The organism is Methylobacterium mesophilicum SR1.6/6, assembly GCF_000364445.2.
In the GTDB taxonomy this organism is placed as follows: Bacteria; Pseudomonadota; Alphaproteobacteria; order Rhizobiales; family Beijerinckiaceae; genus Methylobacterium; species Methylobacterium mesophilicum_A.
The window spans coordinates 2,212,259-2,231,698 of the sequence record NZ_CP043538.1; the positions used below are offsets into that span (position 1 = coordinate 2,212,259).

The 19,440-nt window shown below is 70.4% G+C and carries 19 protein-coding genes and 1 tRNA gene; 14 read left to right on the top strand and 6 right to left on the bottom strand.

Features of this window, described 5'->3' with window-relative positions; all coding sequences use genetic code 11:
• The first annotated feature begins 37 nt into the window (after positions 1 to 37).
• The 9 genes from ctaD to MMSR116_RS10470 all read left to right on the top strand — a co-directional run bounded on the left by ctaD (position 38) and on the right by MMSR116_RS10470 (position 8,544).
• Entirely contained in the window at positions 38 to 1,666 is a 1,629-nt protein-coding gene (gene ctaD / locus MMSR116_RS10435) for a cytochrome c oxidase subunit I (protein WP_010681848.1), read from the top strand.
• 212 nt (positions 1,667 to 1,878) lie between these two features.
• Entirely contained in the window at positions 1,879 to 2,829 is a 951-nt protein-coding gene (locus tag MMSR116_RS10440) for a heme o synthase (RefSeq protein ID WP_010681847.1), read from the top strand.
• A 4-nt stretch (positions 2,830 to 2,833) separates the two neighbouring features.
• The gene (locus tag MMSR116_RS31350; RefSeq protein WP_010681846.1) at positions 2,834 to 2,998 is read left to right on the top strand and encodes a hypothetical protein; all 165 of its coding nucleotides are present in this window, start codon (positions 2,834 to 2,836) and stop codon (positions 2,996 to 2,998) included.
• Positions 2,999 to 3,008: 10 nt separating this feature from the next.
• Positions 3,009 to 3,620, top strand: coding sequence for a cytochrome c oxidase assembly protein (locus MMSR116_RS10445; protein ID WP_010681845.1), 612 nt, complete (start codon positions 3,009 to 3,011; stop codon positions 3,618 to 3,620).
• 147 nt (positions 3,621 to 3,767) lie between these two features.
• Positions 3,768 to 4,631, top strand: coding sequence for a cytochrome c oxidase subunit 3 (locus MMSR116_RS10450; RefSeq protein ID WP_010681844.1), 864 nt, complete (start codon positions 3,768 to 3,770; stop codon positions 4,629 to 4,631).
• A 148-nt stretch (positions 4,632 to 4,779) separates the two neighbouring features.
• The gene (locus MMSR116_RS10455) at positions 4,780 to 5,154 is read left to right on the top strand and encodes a DUF983 domain-containing protein (RefSeq protein ID WP_010681843.1); all 375 of its coding nucleotides are present in this window, start codon (positions 4,780 to 4,782) and stop codon (positions 5,152 to 5,154) included.
• The gene (locus MMSR116_RS10460) at positions 5,151 to 5,915 is read left to right on the top strand and encodes an SURF1 family cytochrome oxidase biogenesis protein (protein WP_010681842.1); all 765 of its coding nucleotides are present in this window, start codon (positions 5,151 to 5,153) and stop codon (positions 5,913 to 5,915) included. The genes MMSR116_RS10455 and MMSR116_RS10460 overlap by 4 nt, the downstream gene beginning before the upstream one ends.
• Positions 5,916 to 6,127: 212 nt before the next feature.
• Positions 6,128 to 7,243, top strand: a complete 1,116-nt coding sequence (gene sfnG / locus MMSR116_RS10465) for a dimethylsulfone monooxygenase SfnG (RefSeq protein WP_010681841.1) — start codon at positions 6,128 to 6,130, stop codon at positions 7,241 to 7,243.
• Between the two features lie 44 nt (positions 7,244 to 7,287).
• Positions 7,288 to 8,544: an SfnB family sulfur acquisition oxidoreductase gene (locus tag MMSR116_RS10470; protein WP_010681840.1), complete on the top strand. Its 1,257-nt coding sequence runs from the start codon at positions 7,288 to 7,290 to the stop codon at positions 8,542 to 8,544.
• 37 nt (positions 8,545 to 8,581) lie between these two features.
• On the opposite strand, the gene MMSR116_RS10475 is transcribed toward MMSR116_RS10470, so the two are convergent.
• The 3 genes from MMSR116_RS10475 to MMSR116_RS10485 form a co-directional block, all read right to left on the bottom strand.
• Positions 8,582 to 9,469: a cation diffusion facilitator family transporter gene (locus MMSR116_RS10475; protein WP_010681839.1), complete on the bottom strand. Its 888-nt coding sequence runs from the start codon at positions 9,467 to 9,469 to the stop codon at positions 8,582 to 8,584.
• A 97-nt stretch (positions 9,470 to 9,566) separates the two neighbouring features.
• Positions 9,567 to 9,824: a hypothetical protein gene (locus MMSR116_RS10480; protein ID WP_010681838.1), complete on the bottom strand. Its 258-nt coding sequence runs from the start codon at positions 9,822 to 9,824 to the stop codon at positions 9,567 to 9,569.
• 5 nt (positions 9,825 to 9,829) lie between these two features.
• Positions 9,830 to 10,078: a hypothetical protein gene (locus MMSR116_RS10485; RefSeq protein ID WP_010681837.1), complete on the bottom strand. Its 249-nt coding sequence runs from the start codon at positions 10,076 to 10,078 to the stop codon at positions 9,830 to 9,832.
• A gap of 98 nt (positions 10,079 to 10,176) precedes the next feature.
• Between MMSR116_RS10485 and queA the strand changes: the two genes are divergently transcribed.
• Together queA and tgt are read left to right on the top strand one after the other, a co-directional pair.
• A complete protein-coding gene (gene queA, locus MMSR116_RS10490) occupies positions 10,177 to 11,241 on the top strand; it encodes a tRNA preQ1(34) S-adenosylmethionine ribosyltransferase-isomerase QueA (protein WP_010681836.1) in 1,065 nt (354 codons plus the stop codon).
• Positions 11,238 to 12,383, top strand: a complete 1,146-nt coding sequence (gene tgt, locus MMSR116_RS10495) for a tRNA guanosine(34) transglycosylase Tgt (protein ID WP_010681835.1) — start codon at positions 11,238 to 11,240, stop codon at positions 12,381 to 12,383. The genes queA and tgt overlap by 4 nt, the downstream gene beginning before the upstream one ends.
• A gap of 6 nt (positions 12,384 to 12,389) precedes the next feature.
• On the opposite strand, the gene MMSR116_RS10500 is transcribed toward tgt, so the two are convergent.
• The 3 genes from MMSR116_RS10500 to MMSR116_RS10510 all read right to left on the bottom strand — a co-directional run bounded on the left by MMSR116_RS10500 (position 12,390) and on the right by MMSR116_RS10510 (position 14,429).
• Entirely contained in the window at positions 12,390 to 13,442 is a 1,053-nt protein-coding gene (locus MMSR116_RS10500) for a hypothetical protein (protein ID WP_010681834.1), read from the bottom strand.
• Positions 13,443 to 13,569: 127 nt separating this feature from the next.
• Positions 13,570 to 13,646, bottom strand: a tRNA-Pro gene (locus tag MMSR116_RS10505).
• 84 nt (positions 13,647 to 13,730) lie between these two features.
• Positions 13,731 to 14,429 (bottom strand): 4'-phosphopantetheinyl transferase family protein, encoded by a 699-nt coding sequence (locus MMSR116_RS10510; RefSeq protein WP_010681833.1) that lies wholly within the window; start codon positions 14,427 to 14,429, stop codon positions 13,731 to 13,733.
• Between the two features lie 190 nt (positions 14,430 to 14,619).
• Between MMSR116_RS10510 and MMSR116_RS10515 the strand changes: the two genes are divergently transcribed.
• The 3 genes from MMSR116_RS10515 to MMSR116_RS10525 all read left to right on the top strand — a co-directional run bounded on the left by MMSR116_RS10515 (position 14,620) and on the right by MMSR116_RS10525 (position 19,372).
• Positions 14,620 to 15,915, top strand: coding sequence for an MFS transporter (locus MMSR116_RS10515; RefSeq protein ID WP_010681832.1), 1,296 nt, complete (start codon positions 14,620 to 14,622; stop codon positions 15,913 to 15,915).
• Positions 15,916 to 15,979: 64 nt separating this feature from the next.
• A complete protein-coding gene (ligA, locus tag MMSR116_RS10520) occupies positions 15,980 to 18,430 on the top strand; it encodes an NAD-dependent DNA ligase LigA (RefSeq protein ID WP_010681831.1) in 2,451 nt (816 codons plus the stop codon).
• 72 nt (positions 18,431 to 18,502) lie between these two features.
• The gene (locus MMSR116_RS10525; protein WP_010681830.1) at positions 18,503 to 19,372 is read left to right on the top strand and encodes a 3'-5' exonuclease; all 870 of its coding nucleotides are present in this window, start codon (positions 18,503 to 18,505) and stop codon (positions 19,370 to 19,372) included.
• Positions 19,373 to 19,440: the final 68 nt, after the last annotated feature.

The following is a 19,440-nucleotide window of genomic DNA, read 5'->3' on the forward strand; positions in this document are numbered from 1 at the left end:
GAACAGAACCCATCCGACTCACAAGGCACCCGAATCCATGGCTACAGCCGCAGCCCATGCCGAGGCCCACGAGGTCCACGACCACAAGCCGTCGTTCTTCGCCCGCTGGTTCCTGTCGACGAACCACAAGGACATCGGCACCCTCTATCTGCTCTTCGCCTTCTGCGCCGGCATGATCGGCGCCTTCCTCTCCTTCGGTATCCGGATGGAGATGGAGCAGCCGGGCCTGCAGTACTTCTCGAACCCCGCGACCTACAACGTGTTCGTCACGGGCCACGGCCTCATCATGGTGTTCTTCATGGTGATGCCGGCGCTGATCGGCGGCTTCGGCAACTGGTTCGTGCCCCTCATGATCGGCGCGCCCGACATGGCGTTCCCGCGCATGAACAACATCTCGTTCTGGCTGACGGTGGCGGGCTTCTGCTCCCTGCTGTGCTCGCTGTTCGTCGAAGGCGCCCCCGGCGCGTCCGGCGCCGGCACCGGCTGGACCGTCTACCCGCCGCTCTCGACCGCCGGCCATCCCGGCCCGGCCGTCGACTTCGCGATCTTCGCCCTGCACCTCTCGGGCGCGGGCTCGATCCTCGGCGCCATCAACTTCATCACCACCATCCTGAACATGCGCGCCCCCGGCATGACGCTGCACAAGATGCCGCTCTTCGCCTGGGCCGAGCTTGTGACCGCGTTCCTGCTGCTCCTGTCGCTGCCGGTGCTCGCGGGCGCCATCACGATGCTGCTGACCGACCGCAATTTCGGCACCACCTTCTTCGACCCGGCCGGCGGCGGTGACCCGATCCTGTACCAGCACCTGTTCTGGTTCTTCGGTCACCCCGAAGTGTACATCATGATCCTGCCGGCCTTCGGCATCGTGTCGCACATCATCGCCACGTTCTCGCGCAAGCCGGTCTTCGGCTACCTCGCGATGGCCTACGCCATGGTGGCGATCGGCGTGGTCGGCTTCGTCGTGTGGGCCCACCACATGTACACGGTCGGCCTGTCGCTCCAGACGCAGTCCTACTTCGTGTTCGCCACCATGGTGATCGCGGTCCCGACCGGCGTGAAGATCTTCTCGTGGATCGCCACGATGTGGGGCGGCTCGATCCGCTTCACCGCCGCGATGCACTGGGCGGTGGGCTTCATCTTCCTGTTCACCGTCGGTGGCGTCACCGGCGTCGTCCTCGCCAACTCGGCGGTCGATAAGTACCTGCACGACACCTACTACGTGGTTGCGCACTTCCACTACGTCCTGTCCCTGGGTGCCGTGTTCATCATCTTCGCCGGTGTCTACTACTGGTTCCCGAAGATGACCGGTCACATCATCCCGGAATGGGCCGGCAAGCTGCACTTCTGGCTGGCCTTCATCGGCGCGAACGTCCTGTTCTTCCCGATGCACTTCCTCGGGCTCGCCGGCATGCCGCGCCGCTACGCCGACTACCCGGACGCCTTCGCCCAGTGGCACAAGGTCTCGACCTATGGCGGCCACATCTTCGGCCTCGGCATGTTCGTGTTCGTGATCGGCGTGGTCCTGGCCTTCCGCTCCAAGGAGCGGGCCGCCGACAACCCGTGGGGCGAAGGCGCCACCACCCTCGAGTGGACGCTTCCCTCCCCGCCGCCCTTCCACCAGTTCGAGACGCTGCCCCGCATCGTCGACGAGCCGGGCGTGCACTGATACAAACCCCGCGAGGGCCGCATCGGCGGCCCTCGCCCTTCCCCGGAGGCCAGGTGTTGGCCTCCCGGCAAGGGCGAGCGTTGAGGGCGATCCGCACGGGCCCGGGTAGATCCTGGGCCCCGCTCACGCCGTCTCTTGGAACATTTCGAATTCGAGACTCGACCCGGCCGTGACGCGCGTGGCCGGGCGCCGACACAGCAGCAGCAGACGCGATGACGAGCCTGACGAACAGCATCGGCCGGGACGGTCCGGCCCCGGCCCTCACGGCGGCAGGCGGAGACGTTCCGGACTACTTCGCCCTGCTGAAGCCGCGGGTGATGGTCCTCGTGATCTTCACGGCGCTGGTCGGGATGGTGGTCTCGCAGGGCCACGTCCAGCCGGCGATCGGCGCGATCTCGCTCCTCGCCATCGCGGTCGGTGCCGGAGCGTCCGGCTGCCTCAACATGTGGTGGGACGCCGACATCGACGCGGTCATGAGCCGGACCGCGACCCGGCCGATCCCGTCGGGCCGGATCACCTCCGAGGAGGCGCTGGGTTTCGGGCTGTTCCTCTCCGTCGCCTCGGTGGTGGTGCTGGGGCTCGCCGCCAACCTCCTGGCTGCCGCGCTCCTCGCCTTCACCATCGTGTTCTACGCGGTGGTCTACTCGATGTGGCTGAAGCGGGCGACCGCGCAGAACATCGTCATCGGCGGCGCCGCCGGGGCCCTGCCGCCGGTCATCGGTCAGGCCGTCGTGACCGGATCGATCGGCGTCGAGTCGCTGATTCTGTTCGCGATCATCTTCATCTGGACGCCGCCACATTTCTGGGCGCTCGCCCTGATCAAGGCCGACGAGTACGCCCGAGCCGGTATCCCGATGATGCCAAACGTCGCCGGGCCGTCCTCTACCCGCCGCCAGATCGTATGGTACTCGCTGCTCCTCGCGCCGCTCGGGCTCGTGCCCGTGGCGCTCGGTTTCGGCGGCCTGATCTACGCGGTGATCGGCGTCGTCGGTGGCCTCGGCATGGTCGCCTTCAGCATCCGCGTCCTCCGGAACCGCGAAGGCGAGGCCGAGAAGAAGGCCGCCATGGGGATGTTCGGCTTCTCGATCCTCTACCTGTTCGCGCTGTTCTCGGCGCTGCTGGCGGAGCAGAGTTTCGGCCTGTTCCGTCCGGTCATGGGCTGACGCGATGGCGGATAACGAGGTCCAGTACCGTCCGCTCACGCCCGCGGAAGAGGCGCGCCGCCGCAAGCGGTCGATCGCCATCGCGCTGGCGCTCGGCGCCTGGGTCCTGCTGTTCTTCGTGCTGACGATCGTCAAGCTCGGGCCGCAGATCCTCAGCCGGCCGTTATGAGGAGACCGCGATGACCGCTCCCCGTGCCGACCTCGGACGCGGCGCCATGCGGACCGCCTTCGCCTGCGGGGGCCTCGCCGTCGGCATGGTCGGGCTCGCCTTCGCGTCGGTCCCGCTCTACGACGCGTTCTGCAAGGCGACCGGCTACGACGGGACCCCCCGCCAGGGCCCCGCCCTCGCGGCGTCCGCGGCGCGCAGCGACGACAGCATGGTCGTTCATTTCGACACGAACGTCGCTCCGGGCCTGTCTTGGAAGTTCGCGCCGGAGGCGAACCGCGTCGAAGCGAAGCTCGGTGAGACCAAGACCGTGTTCTTCCGGGTGCAGAACACCGGCACGAAGCCGTCGACGGGCGTAGCGACCTTCAACGTCCAGCCCGGCCTCATGGGCGGTTACTTCGTCAAGATCGCCTGCTTCTGCTTCAACGAGCAGACGCTGCAGCCCGGCGAGACTCTGGACGTGCCCGTGGTGTTCTATGTCGATCCGGCGGTCCGGGACGATTCGAACACTGCGCATCTCTCGGAGATGACCCTGTCCTACACCTACTTCGCCGCCAAGAACGGCCAGCCGGTGACGGGACCTGTGGCGAATTCGGCGTCTTCGGGCACGAAGGGCGATTTGTGATCGCGGGACCGTGACAACACGGGGCCGCAGCGACTAAAGGTGCCGACAAGCTTGGGCGTGGTCCGTGCCGCGCCCGGCCAACAGCAAGCAGCGTAAGGCCGTAAGCCGGGAACGGCGCAGGGCGCGAGGGTGAGGAGCGACGGGACGATGGCCGAGGCGCACGCCAAGAATCACGACTTTCACATCCTGAACCCGAGTCCATGGCCGCTGATCGGCGCCTTCTCGGGCTTCCTGATGGCGTTCGGCGCCGTCTTCTGGATGAAGAGCCTCCAGATCGGCACACTGTCCCCGGGCCCCTATATCTTCGGCGCCGGCACGATCGGCGTCCTCTACACCATGTTCTCGTGGTGGAAGGACGTGGCGCACGAGGCCAATTCCGGCGACCACACCCGGGTCGTCCAGCTCCATCACCGCTACGGCATGATGATGTTCATCGCCTCCGAGGTGATGTTCTTCGTCGCGTGGTTCTGGGCCTACTTCGAGGCCGCCCTCTACACCGCCGACCCGATCCAGGTCTCGCGCGTGGAGTTCACCGGCGGCGTCTGGCCGCCCAAGGGCATCGAGGCGTTCGATCCCTGGCACCTGCCCCTTCTGAACACCCTGATCCTGCTGACCTCGGGCACCACGGTGACCTGGGCGCACCACGCGCTGCTGGAGGGCGACCGCAAGGGCCTGAAGTACGGCCTGTGGCTGACCATCATCCTCGGCGTGCTGTTCACCGCCTGCCAAGCCTACGAGTACAGCCACGCCGAGTTCGGCTTCTCGGGCAGCATCTACTCGTCGACCTTCTTCATGGCGACGGGCTTCCACGGCGCCCACGTGATCATCGGCACGATCTTCCTCGCGGTCTGCCTGTTCCGGGCCTATGCCGGCCAGTTCACGCCGCGCCAGCACCTCGGCTTCGAGTTCGCCGCCTGGTACTGGCACTTCGTCGATGTCGTGTGGCTGTTCCTGTTCGCCGCCATCTACGTGTGGGGCTCGGGCGTCTTCCACGGCGGCGGCGCCCACTGAGGCCGATCCATCCCGCCAGCGCATGGCGGCTGTGCGAAGGGCGGCTCCGGCCGCCCTTTTTCGTGCCGACCCGACCAAATCCCCATATCGATAGGACGCGTCGGGCGCCGCCCGTGCGCGGTATCCCGGATCGGTCTGGAGTTCGCCCGTGGACCAACGCACCTACACGAGCCCGCCTCCGGTCCCAACGGGCCTGCGCGGTCGATGCCCGCGCTGCGGTGAGGGCCACCTGTTCAAGGGGTACCTGACCCTCCGGCCCTCCTGCGAGGTCTGCGGCCTGGACTACGCCAGCTTCGATTCGGCCGACGGGCCGGCCTTCTTCGTGATGTCCATCGTCGGCCTGATCGTGGTCGGGCTCGCCCTCTGGATGGAGATCACCTACGAGCCGCCGATCTGGGTTCACGCCGTTGTGGCGGCGACCCTCTCGATCGGACTCAGCCTGATCCTGGTTCGCCCGCTCAAAGGCATGCTCATCGCGCTCCAGTACAGCAACAAGGCCGAGGAAGGACGCTTCGAGCGGTGACCTTGTCGGCAACATCGCGGCAAGCGTGGCGCGACCTGATCGCGCCGGGCCTCGCCTCGCTCGTCGCGCTCACCATCCTCCTCAGCCTCGGAACGTGGCAGCTCGAGCGCCGGGCCTGGAAGGAGGATCTGATCGCCCGGATCCTGCGTCAGAGCCGCGCCGAGCCGGTGGCACCCCCGGCGCCCGACGCCTGGGACCCGGCCCGGGACGAGTTCCGCCATGTCCGCGTCACCGGGCGCTTCCTCAACGACCGCGAGACCCTGGTCCACGGGCTCGCTCCGGGCGAGACGCCGGGCCGCGCGCTCCAGGGTTACTATGTCCTCACCCCGCTCGTCCGCCCGGAAGGCGGCACGGTGCTGATCAACCGCGGCTTCGTCCCGACCGAGCTGAAGGCACAGGGCGATCGCCGGGACGGCCTGATCGAGGGCGAGACCACCGTCACCGGCATTCTCCGCGCCAGCGAAGTCAGGGGCCTGTTCGTGCCGGAGCCGGATCCAGCCCGCGGCGAATGGTTCAATCGTGACATCCCCGGCATCGCGGCCGCACGGGGCCTCAAGGATGCGGCTCCCTACCTGATCGAGGCCGATGCCGTTCCGGGCCAGACCACGTGGCCGCGGGGCGGCCAGCTGCGGGTCGACCTCCCCAACAACCATCTGCAATACGCGTTCACGTGGTTCGGCCTCGCCGCGTGCCTGATCGGCGTCTTCTCGGTCTTCGCGTGGCGGCGCCTGCACGATTCGGAGCCTGCGCGGGCGACATAGAACAAACGAGCAGCGAAGACGCCGCCGCGAAGGACAGCGCCGTCGATTAGGCCTGAAAAACAGCAGCGCGTTCCTTTGACCCGACGCGATCACGCCGAAATACTTTCGGTGTTCTTCAGTGATCGCCCAGGTTCTGCATGTTGTATTCAGTTCAGGGCGATCTCCCGCAGAAGACACGGCGCGCCAGCGTCGGACATGCGAGGTAGCGCCAGATGACCAGCCCCCATCCCCCCGCAGCACGGCCTGAGCCGATCCGCTTCGCCTACTGGGTCCCCAACGTGTCGGGCGGCCTCGTGATCAGCAAGATCCCGCAGCGGACGAGATGGGACGCCGAGTACAACCGGCGCCTGGCGCAGATCGCCGAGGCGGCGGGGTTCGACTACGGCCTGACGCAGATCCGCTTCACCGCCGGCTACGGCGCGGAGTACCAGCACGAATCGGTGGCGTTCAGTCACGCGCTGCTGGCGGCGACCACGCGGCTGAAGGTCATCGCGGCGCTCCTTCCGGGGCCGTGGAACCCGACCCTGGCCGCCAAGCAGATCGCGACGATCTCGCAGCTCACGGAGGGCCGCATCGCGGTCAACATCGTCTCGGGATGGTTCTCGGGCGAGTTCCGCGCCATCGGCGAACCGTGGCTCGACCATGACGAGCGTTACCGCCGGTCGGAGGAGTTCATCCGCAGCCTGCGGGGGATCTGGACCCAGGACAGCTTCACGTTCCGGGGCGACTTCTACCGCTACCGTGACTACAGCCTGAAGCCGAAACCCGCGGAGCCCCTGCCGGAGATCTTCCAGGGCGGCTCGTCGCGCGCGGCGCGCGACATGGCCGCGCGCGTGTCCGACTGGTACTTCACCAACGGCAATACGCCGGAGAACATCCGCCTTCAGGTGGATGACATCCGGGCCAAGGCGGCCGAGACCGGCAACCGGCCGCGGATCGGGGTGAATGCCTTCGTGATCGCCCGGGACACCGAGGAGGAAGCCCGTGCCGTCCTCCAGGAAATCATCGACCACGCCGATCCGGAGGCCGTGAAGGCCTTCGGCCACGAGGTGAAGAATGCCGGCAAGGCTTCGCCGGAGGGCGAGGGCAACTGGGCGAAATCCAGCTTCGAGGATCTCGTCCAGTACAATGACGGGTTCAAGACCAACCTGATCGGGACGCCCGACCAGATCGCCGAGCGGATCCTCGCCCTCAAGGACGCGGGCGCCGACCTCGCGCTGCTGGCCTTCCTGCATTTCCAGGAGGACGTGGCGTATTTCGGCGAACACGTGATCCCCCGCGTCCGCGCTCTGGAAGCCGGCCGCCAGAGCCGGGCCGAGGCGGCCTGAGCGCCGCCGTCGGGCCGTAGATCCTGTCCTGCTGGGGTTGAGCCATGAACATCGCCGTCGATGCGCGCACGCTTGAACCGGAGCGCCGCCAGGGTGTCCCCGGACCCGCGCGCCCACCCTCCCCCGCGCACGTCATCCAGGACGATGACGAGGCGCTCGCCGTGGCCCAACGGCTCGCGGCCGCGTTTCGTACCGGCGCCTCGGAGCGCGACCGCGCCTCCGCGCGCCCGCTGGCGGAACTCGACGCGTTCTCACAGAGCGGTCTGTGGTCGATCAACGTGCCGCGGGCCCAGGGTGGTCCCGAGGTCTCGTACCGCACCCTGGCGCAGGTGATCGCGATCCTCGCGGCGGCCGACCCTGCCATCGCGCAGATCGCGCAGAACCACCTCGGTATCGTGGCGGCGATACGGACGGTTTCGGACGCGGCGCAGAGGCAGTTCCTGTTCGGTGAGGTGCTCCGCGGCACGCGGTTCGGCAACGCCTTCTCGGAGCGGGGCACCAAGCGGGCAGCCGAGTTCGACACCCGCTTCACCGATGCCGGCGACGCCGTGATCGTGCGCGGCCAGAAATTCTACGCCACGGGGGCGCTGCTGGCCCACCTCGTGCCGATCGTGGCCCTCGATGCCGAGGGGCGCGCTTGGTACGCCATCGCGGAGCGGGATGCGCCCGGTCTGACGGTGATCGATGATTGGTCGAGCTTCGGCCAGCGCGGCACGGCCAGCGGCACCGTGCTGATCGAGGATGTGCGGGTGCCGAAGACGCATCTCGTCCCCGCCTGGAAGGGCTACGAGGCTCCGACCGCGGACGGGGCCGTATTCCAGATCATCCAGGCCGCGATCGATGCCGGGATCGGCCGGGAGGCTCTGGACGACACGGTGCGCTTCGTGCGCGAGAAGGCCCGGCCCTGGATCGACAGCGGGCAGGATCGCGCCGCGGACGATCCCTACACGATCCAGGCGATCGGCGACCTGACGATCCGCCAGCACGCCGCCGAGGCGCTGCTGGACCGGGCCGGTCTGGCCCTCGACGCGGCGGTGGCGCATCCCACGGCCGAGAGCGTCGCGGCGGCGCAGCTCGCCGTGGCCGAGGCGAAGGTCCTGACCACCGAGGTCGCTCTGGCGGCGTCCAACAAGCTGTTCGAACTGTCGGGCACCCGCTCGACGCTGGCGGCCGAGAATCTCGACCGGCACTGGCGCAACGCCCGCACGCACACACTTCACGATCCGTTACGCTGGAAATACGCGATCATCGGCAACCACGCGCTGAACGGCGTAAACCCGCCCCTGCATGCCTGGAGCTGACCGCCGCCCCGCCGCCGCGGCTTCCGGCTGCGGCGGCCTACAGAACCGGCAATCCGTGGGCCTTGGCCTCCGCCCCGGGCTCGACATGGATCGTCACGACGGCGCCCGAGATCGTCGATTCGAGGGCGGTTTCCAGACGGTCGCAGATGGCGTGCGAATCCTCCACCGTCATGGTCCCCGGGACGACCAGATGGAAATCGATGAAGGTCGCCTGACCGGCCGAGCGCGTGCGCACGTCGTGCGCTTCGAGGGCGCCCGCGCCGTGTCGTGAGATCAGCGCGCGGATCTCGCCGATCAGTTCCGGCGAGGCGGCGCGATCCATCAGGCCGTCCACGGATTCCCGGACCATCCGGAACCCCGACCAGAGGATGTGCAGCGCCACCAATCCGGCCACGGCAGGGTCGAGAACCGGGTAGCCGGTCGCCAGCACGGCGCCGACGCCGACCAGCACGCCGCAGGAGGTGATCACGTCCGCGAAGACGTGCCGGGCGTCGGCGATCAGGGCCGGCGACCGCCACGTCTTGCCCCACCGCATCAGCGCGAAGGCCCAGACCGCGTTGATGACGCTCGCGAAGAAGTTGATGGTGAGGCCCAGGACCGGCGCGTCCAGGGGCTTGGGGGCGAGCAGGCCGACATACGCATCCCGCAGGATCATCAGCGCCGCGACGACGATCAGCGCGCCTTCGATCACCGCGGAGAAGAACTCGGCCTTGTGGTGGCCGTAGGGATGGTCCTCGTCGGCGGGACGCGCCGCCACCCGCAGGGCCACGAAGGCACCGATCGCCGCGACGACGTTGATGATGCTCTCCAGCGCGTCGGAATACAGCGCGAGGCTTCCGGTGATCCAGGCGGCGTAGAACTTGAGGGCCGTGACGGCGAAGCCGATCGCAGCGCTGAGGAGAGCGGCTTTCTGGGTGCGGTCCATGGCCTGCGCCGTTCGTGTGTCGGCGGCCCCATACGGGAACATCGACGCCCAAGGCCACGGCAAAGGTTCAAGGGAGCCGAAAATGTCTTAGCCCAGGCTAAGTCTCCGGCGGGGAGATCGATCGGGTCTCCGTCTCGTTTGGTGCGTCCGGCCCGGCCGCGCCGCGGGCGGCCTCGCGTTCTCGGCTGCGCTGCGCCTTCGCGCGGGCCGCCTCCGCCTTCCGCTGATAGCGGCGGCGCTGCCAGCCGAAGCTCGCTGCCGCGGCCAGGGCGTCGAGGCGCGTGGCCTCGCGCTCCCAGTAACTGAGGAGCTGGCCATCCAGGGTGATCCGCCCGGGTCGGCGGGCCGTAGCCACCGGCCCTACTCCCGCGGCGCGGGCGGCTCGCCCGTCTCGGACACGATCAGCGCGTCCGGTTCCGCGCGGAAGCCGCCGATGCCGGCATCGGGCACAGGTGCGGCCGGGCTGCCGAAGGGCTGGCTCGGATAGGCCTGCGCGAACTTCACCCGTGCCCCGTCCGGGTCGTCCGCCTTCAGGACGATCTGTTCCGTTCCCGGCAGCGGCCAGCGCGGATCGGCGGCGTCTCGAGGTCGTACGGCGTACCAGGGCATCGGCAGGGCGTCTCGCGTCTCGGTGAGGCGAGAAACGGACAGGCCCCGAACCGGTTCCGCGGTTGAAACCCGCTGCCGTTCGGTGCAGGCAGCCCGCGATGCGCGTGGACCTGTTCGATTTCGACCTTCCGGAAACCAGCATCGCCCTGCGTCCTGCCGAGCCGCGCGATGCCGGGCGGCTGCTCGTGGTGCGTCCAGGCTCGCCGCCGACGGACAGGAACGTCCGTGACCTGCCCGGGGCGCTGCGGGCGGGCGACGTCCTCGTCTTCAACGACACGCGGGTGATCCCGGCCCGGCTGAACGGGGTGCGGACGCGACCCGGCGCCCCGGGCCAGCGGACGGAGGTGATGCTGCACCTGCGCGAGGCGCCGGCCCGCTGGCGCGCCTTCGCCCGCCCGGCCAAACGGCTCAGCGTCGCCGACGTCCTGCGCTTCGGCGGCCTGACCGCCGTGGTCGTCGAGAAGGCGGAGGCCGGCGAGGTCGTGCTCGATTTCGACCGGGCCGGCGCCGCGCTCGACGCGGCCATCGCGGCCGAGGGCGCCCTGCCGCTGCCGCCCTACATCGCGGGCAAGCGCCCCACGGACGCGCGCGACGCCACCGACTACCAGACGGTCTATGCCCGCCGGCCCGGCGCGGTCGCGGCCCCCACCGCCGGCCTGCACTTCTCCGAGGCGCTGCTCGCGGCGATCGACGCCGCCGGGTTGCGCCGCCATCACGTCACCCTGCATGTCGGCGCCGGCACCTTCCTGCCCGTCAAGGCGGACGATACGGATGGTCACCGCATGCACGCGGAGGTCGGCATCCTGGACGCGGAGACCGCGGAGGCGCTGAACGCCGCCCGGGCTTCCGGCGGCCGGATCGTGGCGGTGGGCACGACCGCCCTGCGCCTCCTCGAGAGCGCCGCCAGCCCGGACGGCAGATTGTCGGCCTTCTCGGGCGCCACCGACATCTTCATCACGCCCGGCTACCGGTTCCGCGCCGTCGATGCCCTGGTGACCAACTTCCACCTGCCGCGCTCGACGCTGTTCATGCTGGTCTCGGCCTTCTCGGGTCTGGAGACCATGCGGGATGCCTACGAGCACGCGATCCGGAGCGGCTACCGGTTCTACTCCTACGGCGACGCCAGCCTGCTCTTCCCGGGCCCCGGCGCGGATGCACCATGACCGACCCTGTCCCCTTCGGCTTCACCCTGCGGGCGCAGGACGGCACGGCTCGCACCGGCGAGATCGTCACGCCGCGCGGCACGATCCGCACGCCGGCCTTCATGCCGGTGGGTACGGCCGCCACCGTCAAGGCGATGTATCCGGAGCAGGTGCGGGAGCTGGGCGCCGACGTGGTGCTCGGCAACACCTATCACCTCATGCTGCGGCCGGGCGCCGAGCGCATGGCGCGCCTCGGCGGTCTCCACCGCTTCATGAACTGGGACCGGCCGATCCTGACGGATAGCGGCGGCTTCCAGGTCATGTCGCTCTCGGCCCTGCGGAAGATCGACGAGCAGGGCGTGACCTTCCGCTCGCATATCGACGGCACGGCCCACCACATGAGCCCGGAGCGGTCGATCGAGATCCAGGGTCTGCTCGGCTCCGACATCCAGATGCAGCTCGACGAGTGCGTGCGCCTGCCGGCCGAGCATGGCGCGATCGAGAAGGCGATGCACCTGTCGCTGCGCTGGGCCGAGCGCTGCCGGGTCGCCTTCGGCGAGCAGCCCGGCCGGGCGATGTTCGGGATCGTCCAGGGCGGCGACGTGCCGGCGCTCCGGGTCGAGAGCGCCCGGGCGCTGACCGACCTCGACCTGAAGGGCTACGCCGTGGGCGGCCTCGCGGTGGGCGAGCCGCAGGCGGTGATGTTCGCCATGATCGAGACGGTCGAGCCGCATCTGCCGCAGGGCAAGCCGCGGTACCTGATGGGTGTCGGCACGCCGGACGACATTCTGGGAGCGGTCGCCCGCGGCATCGACATGTTCGACTGCGTGATGCCGACCCGCGCCGGCCGCCACGGTCTGGCCTATACCCGGCACGGGCGCGTCAACCTGCGCAACGCGCGCCACGCCGAGGATACGGCGCCGCTGGACGACGCCTCGTCCTGTCCGGCCGCGCGGGATTACTCCCGGGCCTACCTGCATCATCTGGTCCGCTCGAACGAGATCCTCGGGATGATGCTGCTGACGTGGAACAATCTCGCCTATTATCAGGACCTGATGGCCGGCGCCCGCGCGGCCATCCGGGACGGCCGGTTCGCCGATTATTGCGGCAGCACCCGCGAGGGCTGGGCCCGGGCCGAGCGCGCCGCCTCAACGACCGCCTGAGCCGTCTCAACGGGGCGTGAGCACCCGATAATCGCCGCCGGGATCGTCCGTTCCGTGGGCGACGGCCGCCTGGAGATCCGCCACGACGCGGGCCGCCACCGGCAGGCGGTAGTGCAAGGCGTCCCAGTAATGGGCGTCCTGGCTGGTCAGCGGCGACACGCGGCGGAAATCCACAGCCACCGCGCCGTGACGGGCCCCGAGCGCCGCGACGCGCGCCTTGCAGGCCTCCTCCCGAAGGCCGGCCGGCGTTCCTGGAGCCCCCTGCGCGGCCGCGTGGACCGGCATGAAGACGAGGAGCTTCAGCGCGTCCGCGGGCACCCGGGTCAGGAGCAGGTCGAGCCGCGCCAGCGCCGGCATGGGCTCGTCGGGCGCATCCGCCCGGGCGGCCGGATCGAGGGCGCCGGCGCGGATGTGGGCGCGGGCGCGCTCCGGATCGTAGCGGTCCTCCGGCGGCGTGAAGACCGCGTAACCGTCGCGGCGGATCCGGGGGCGCGTCAGGCCGAGCCGGGCGAGACCGGCCTGCACCGCGACCGTGACGGATCGCAGGCTGACCTGCCGCAGCACGCCCCAGGGCGCACCGTCCGCGTACAGCCAGTCGGGAAAGGCGTTGGCGGTCCGCGGCGGCGGATCCGCGGCGCACCACGTCGCGTCGAGCCCGAACAGGACCGCCCGAACGGTCCGGTGTGCCAGGAACAGCTGCGCCAGCCGGATCTGCTCGTCCGGCGTCGCCGCGTTCACCGCGAGGTTCGCGAAGCGGTATCCGAAGGCGGCGTCCAGGGCGTCCGGGTCGAGAAGCCGCGCGGTCGAGGTCCCGAACACGGCCGCGTCGAAGGGGCCGCCGCGGGCGATCTGCGGGTAGGAGAGCCGCTGGTTGGCGTCCATGATCGGACCCGGAGGCCGCCCGGGCGCCGCGCGCAGGCCGTACGGGTCGATCGCCGCGATGAAGAGCAGCACCGCGGCGCCGACAAGGATGGCGCAGGTGACGAAACTCCGCGCGAACGCGGCCCAGAGCGCGGAGGCGTTCAGAGAGCGGCGTGGTTCTGGCGAGAGTCCGGCCATGAGCGGGAGGCATAAACGCCCTCCGCGAGCCCGCCGCAAGGCACGGATCGCCGAGCGGACCGACGCCGGCCCGCCCCGAATGGGTCTGTTGCTCTTGCCAGCTTCGGATTGGGCTCTCGGGAAAAGCTGGTCGGAGTGGCAGGATTTGAACCTGCGACCCCCACGTCCCGAACGTGGTGCGCTACCAGACTGCGCTACACTCCGAAGACCGTCCCGCGTGTCCGCCAGGGCCGGTGAGCGGGCTTATAGCCGCGCCGTTCCCGGGCCGCAAGCGCGGTCTTGCCGGTTTCAGCCAAGTCGATCCGGCCAATCGGCGGCCATGCCGCGGCACACGATCGCCGCGTCGGCCGCCCGCACCGCGACGGTGGCGGCATAGCCCGGCCCGGGATCGAGCGCCGCCAGGGTCCAGGCGCCGCCGGGCGCCATGCGCAGGAGGCGCGGCGGCGCGGGCGGCAGGGTGACGCTGAACCGGCCGAGCGGCAGCGACAGGCCCGTTCCCAGCGCCTTCACCACCGCCTCCTTCCGGGTCCAGAGGCCGAAGAAGGCCGGCTCGACCGCGTCCGGGGGCAGTGCCGCCAAGGCTGCCGCCTCATCGGGAGCGAAATGCCCCCGCGCGATCTGCACGGCGTCCGGGATCGGCCGGATCGCCTCCACGTCGACGCCGATCGCGGCGCCCGCCGTCAGGCCGACCAGCGCGCGGTCCCCGGAATGCGACAGGTTGAACGCCAGGATCCCCCGGTCCGTGCCGGCCAGTTCGGGCTTGCCGCCCGGTCCCGATGCGAGACGGATCTCGGTCGGGTCGAGGGCGAGCTGCTCCGCGAGGATCAGCCGGAGCGCGGCGTGGCTCGCCACATACCGCGCGCGATCCGCCGCCCGCAGGAACCGGTCGGCGCGGTCGCGCTCGGCCGCGTCGAGGATCTCGCTGCAGCGGTCGAGCCGGGCGGGCGGAAGCGCGAGATCGACGAGCCAAGCCGAGACCGCGGTCACGCGATGTCCTGTGTGAGAGGACACGCGTCCCCTCGCGACCCGCACGACCAGTGCTGCGCGGCTTCGCCCGCTCGCCGCGGCGGGAGGCACAGGCTAACGTCGTCTCTGTGAAGCTTCACGCGAACGGCCCCGGTGATGACGGCATGACGAGCATCGCGGTCCGGCACCGGGCCGACAAGGGGCACCCGGGTTGAACGCGCCGGGCGCGGCAGGCCTTCCCCTCGGCGCCCGGGGCCTGCCGAGCCTCGCCGGTCGCCGCGCGCGCTACGGCGTCTTCTTCGCGACCTATCTCTATCAGGGCCTGGTCGCCGGATTCTCCCTGACGGCGCTGGCCAACCACCTCGCGGTCCAGGGCGTCTCCGCGGCCGAGATCGGGCTTCACTTCGCCCTGGCGGGTCTGCCCTGGACCCTGCAGCCCATCCTCTGGGGACCCCTGATCGATCGCGCCGGAGACTTCCGGATGGGGCGGCGCCGGCCCTTCGCCGTCGCGGGGATCCTCGGATGCCACGGGGCGCTCGCGCTTCTGCTGCTCCCCGGTGCCGGCGGGATCGGCGCCCTCGGCCTGATCTTCCTCGCCCACAGCGTGTTCGCATCCCTGCTCGACACAGCCTGCGATCGCATGATCATGGACCACGTCCCGGCGGCCGAACTCGGGCGGGTCAGCGCCTGCACCCGGGCCGGCTTCGTGGCAGGCACCAGCACCAGCGCCGCACTGTTCGGGTGGCTGCTGGCGACATCCGGTGTCGCCATGAGCGTCCGCTGGCTCCTCGTGGCCGTCATCCTGGCCAGCCTGCCGATGCTGCTGATCCGCGAGGCACCGACGGACGCACTCGTCGCGCTTGCCCGGCGCGGAGGCGCGCGGCGTCCCCTCCCGTTCCGGCGCTTCCTGCTGCGGCTCGCCGCATCCCTGAGGCGACCGCGCGCGCTGAGGCTCCTCGCCCTCTGCTTCGGCCTCGACGGTGCGCTCGGCCTGTTCGAGCTGCCCTTCTCGGTCGATCTCCTTCAGCGACAGGGCTGGGACCCGGCCGCCCTGTCGCGCCTCCAGGCCGCCCTGGCGCTGGCGAGCGGCACGGCCGGGGCGGTCGCGGTCGGCGTCTGGTCGGACAGGGCCGGGCCGGTGCGCCCGCTGCGCGCCCTCCTCCTCGCGAGCGCGGCAACCTTCGTCCTCGCCGGTGGGCTGATCGGCCTGGGTCTCGTCGGCCCGGCGGGCCCGGTCATCCTCGCGCTCACCAACATGCTGCCCGGTCTGCTGATCGTCGCACTGATGCCGACCCTCCTCCAGGCGAGCCGCGGGCGGGCCGGGGCGGCCACGCAGTTCGAGGTCTACATGGCGGCGATGAATCTCGGCTCGGTGGTCGGCACCGCCCTGGCCGGCTGGCTGGCGCCCGTCCTGCCGCTGCACGCCGTGGCGGCCCTCGTGGCGATCGTCTTCCTGGCTGCCTTCCGGATGACCGGCCGCGGCGATCTGCTCGACCGGGAGGATTGAGGGAACCGGGGACGCCGCGCCTCAAGCGACTCCCCGCCGGCCACCGATGCGTTAGAACCCCGCCATGGCCGCTGCGAAAACCGATCCGTCCGATCTCGACCTCACCGCCGACGAGGCGCGCGCCGAGCACGCGCGCCTGTCCGACGCGATCCTGGAAGCCGACCGGCTCTACTACCAGGAGGATGCGCCCGAGATCTCGGACGCGGAATACGACCGCCTCCGCCGGCGACTGGAGGACTTCGAGACCCGCTATCCCGATCTCGCCGGCACGGGGGCGGCCAGCACCTCGGTGGGTGCGAAACCCTCGGAGAAGTTCGCGAAGGTGCGGCACGCCGTGCCGATGCTTTCCCTCGGAAACGCCTTCGACGAGGCGGAGGTCGCCGAGTTCGTGGCCCGGGTGCGTCGCTTCCTCGGCCTGTCCGACGCGGCGCCTCTCGCCTTCACGGCCGAGCCCAAGATCGACGGCCTGTCCCTGTCGCTGCGCTACGTCGACGGCCGCCTCGAGACCGCCGCCACCCGCGGCGACGGCGAGATCGGCGAGAACGTCACGACCAACGCCCGCACCGTGCGGGACATCCCGGCGACGCTCGCGGGCTCAGGCTGGCCGGCAATCTGCGAGGTGCGCGGCGAGGTCTACCTGTCGCACGCCGATTTTGCCGCCATCAACGGCCGCCAGGAGGCCGCCGGCAAACCGCTCTTCGCCAACCCCCGCAACGCGGCCGCCGGCAGCCTGCGCCAGCTCGACCCGGCGATCACCGCGTCCCGGCCGCTCCGATTCTTCGCCTATGCCTGGGGCGAGCTGTCGGCACCCATCGCCGGGACGCAGTCCGGGACGCTGGAACGCTTCGCCGCCTGGGGGCTGCCGGTGAACCCGCGGACCGAGACCTTCACCGACACGGACGCGATGCTCGCCCATTACCGGCGCATCGAGGCCGACCGCGCCGGGCTCGGCTACGACATCGACGGCGTCGTCTACAAGGTCGACGACCTCGCGCTCCAGCGCCGGCTCGGCTTCGTCTCGCGCTCGCCGCGCTGGGCGCTGGCGCACAAATTCGCCGCGCAGGAGGCGACGACGGTCGTGGACGACATCGTCATCAATGTCGGCCGCACCGGCTCGCTGAACCCGCTGGCGAAGCTGCGGCCCGTGACGGTCGGCGGCGTGGTCGTGTCGAACGCCACCCTGCACAACGAGGGCTATGTGAAGGGCGTCGGGGCGGACGGCGAGCCGATCCGCGACGGCCGCGACATCCGTGTCGGCGACACGGTGACGGTGGTCCGGGCCGGCGATGTCATCCCGAAGGTGATGGACGTCGATCTGTCGAAGCGCCCGGCCGATTCGCGGCCCTACGCCTTCCCGGAGGCCTGTCCGGCCTGCGGCAGCCGCGCCGTCCGCGCCGTCAACCCGCGCACGGGCCGGCCCGACGCCGTGCGCCGCTGCACCGGCGGCCTGATCTGCCCGGCGCAGGGGGTGGAGCGGCTGAAGCACTTCGTCTCGCGCAACGGCTTCGACATCGAGGGGTTCGGCGAGACCTACATCGAGGTGCTGTTCGAGGCGGGCCTCGTGCACCAGCCCGCCGACCTGTTCCGGCTCGACTTCGAGAAGCTGAAAGACGCGATCGTGGCGCGGCGCGAGGCGCTCTCGGCCGAGCGGCGCGCGGAATCCGGCGCGACCGAACCGCCGAAGAAAGCCACCAAGAAGAAGGGCGACGACGAGGACAAGGCGATCAAGAACCTGCTCGCGGGCGTCGAGGCGCGCCGGCGGGTGCCGATGAATCGCCTGCTCTTCGCCCTCGGCATCCCGCAGATCGGCGAGGCGACCGCCAAGGCGCTGGCGAAGCGCTTCCTCGACATGCCGACCCTCGTCGCGGCGATCCGTGAGGCGACGGCCGCCCAACCCGGGCCCGATTGGGTGGAGCTGACCGCCGTGCCGCGGGTCGGCGCGACGACCCGGGACCGGCTGCTCGATCTGGGCTTCCCGCAGGACGACACGACCAAGGAGCAGGCCAAAGAGCCGGCCAAGGAGCGTGCGCGCGTGAGCGCCGTCCAGCGCGAGAACCTGCTCGCCCATTACGGTGATGCCGACGCGGTGCGCGCGGCGGTCGAGCGGGCGGCGGGTCAGCGACCGGGCGATGCCTACCGGCTCTTCGCCGACGACGGAGAGATCGGCCCGGTGGCCACAGACGCGCTGATCGTGTTCTTCTCCGAGCCGCACAATGCCGACGCCGTCATGGCCCTGCTCGACGAGGTGGAGGTCGAGCCGCTGGAGCGCCCCGCCTCGGCCTCGGCGTTCGCCGGCCAGACCGTGGTGTTCACCGGCACCCTCGAGAAGATGACCCGCAACGAGGCCAAGGCGGTGGCCGAACGGCTCGGCGCCAAGGTCTCCGGTTCGGTCTCGGCCAAAACCGATCTGGTGGTGGCGGGTCCGGGCGCGGGCTCGAAGCTGAAGGACGCGCAGAAGCACGGCGTCCGGGTCGTGTCGGAAGACGATTGGCTCGGGATGGTCGCGCAGGGTTGATGCCCGAGTCGCGGCAGCCTAGACCTGCGGGAGAACGCTCCGAGAACTCCCACCCGGCACGGTAGATCCGCGATGACGGTCCTGGCCCTCGACTTCGAGACGGCCAACGAGCGGCGCGACAGCGCCTGCGCGGTGGGGCTTGCCTGGATCGCGGACGGCCGGATCGTCCGCCAGGAGAGCCACCTGATCCGCCCGCCCGAGATGCGCTTCGCGCCGGGCAACATCCGGGTCCACGGCATCCTCCCGGCGAACGTCGCCGACGCGCCGGGGTTCGCGGCCGTCATGGCCCCCTACCTCGACGATCTCGCCCGCGGGCTCATCCTGGCGCACAACGCGAGCTTCGACATCGGCGTGCTGCGTGCCGGGCTCGCGCGGGCCGGCGTGCCCGTGCCGGATCTCTCGTATCTGTGCACGGTCCAGGTGGCGCGCCGGGTCTTCCCGGCGGCGGAGGGCTGCGGGCTCGGCAAGGTCGCCCGGCGCCTCGGGATCCGCTTCGAGCACCACGATGCCGGCGAGGACGCCTATGCCTGCGCGGCGATCGCCCTCGCGGCGATGCGCGAGCGGGAGGCCGAGGACATCCACGCGCTGGCCGCCGTGATCGGCCTGCCGATCACGCGGGCGGTGGGTGGCCCCGCCCTGCCCCGCCGCGTACCCGGGGCGATCAGCGGGCGGGCGATGGCGGCCTTCCCGGAAGCGCCGGCAGCCCTGCGCTTCGCCGTGCGAGGCTCGACCGGCAATCGGTATCACGTGAGTCTGGAGGAGCGGCCCGGCGGCCCGGAACTGCGCTGCACCTGCACGGCCGGCCGCTACGGCATGCGCTGCCGCCACGTGAAGGCGCTCGAAGTCGGCGACATCACCGACCTGATGTCGGACAATGCCGCCGATGTGGTGCTCCTCGCGCGGATGCTCGGCACGAAGGCGCGGATCGCGGGCGCGGCCTGAGACGATGTCCGTCGGCTCGCCTCGGAAGACGCATCCCTCCCGTCATCACCAGCGAAGCGAAGTGACCC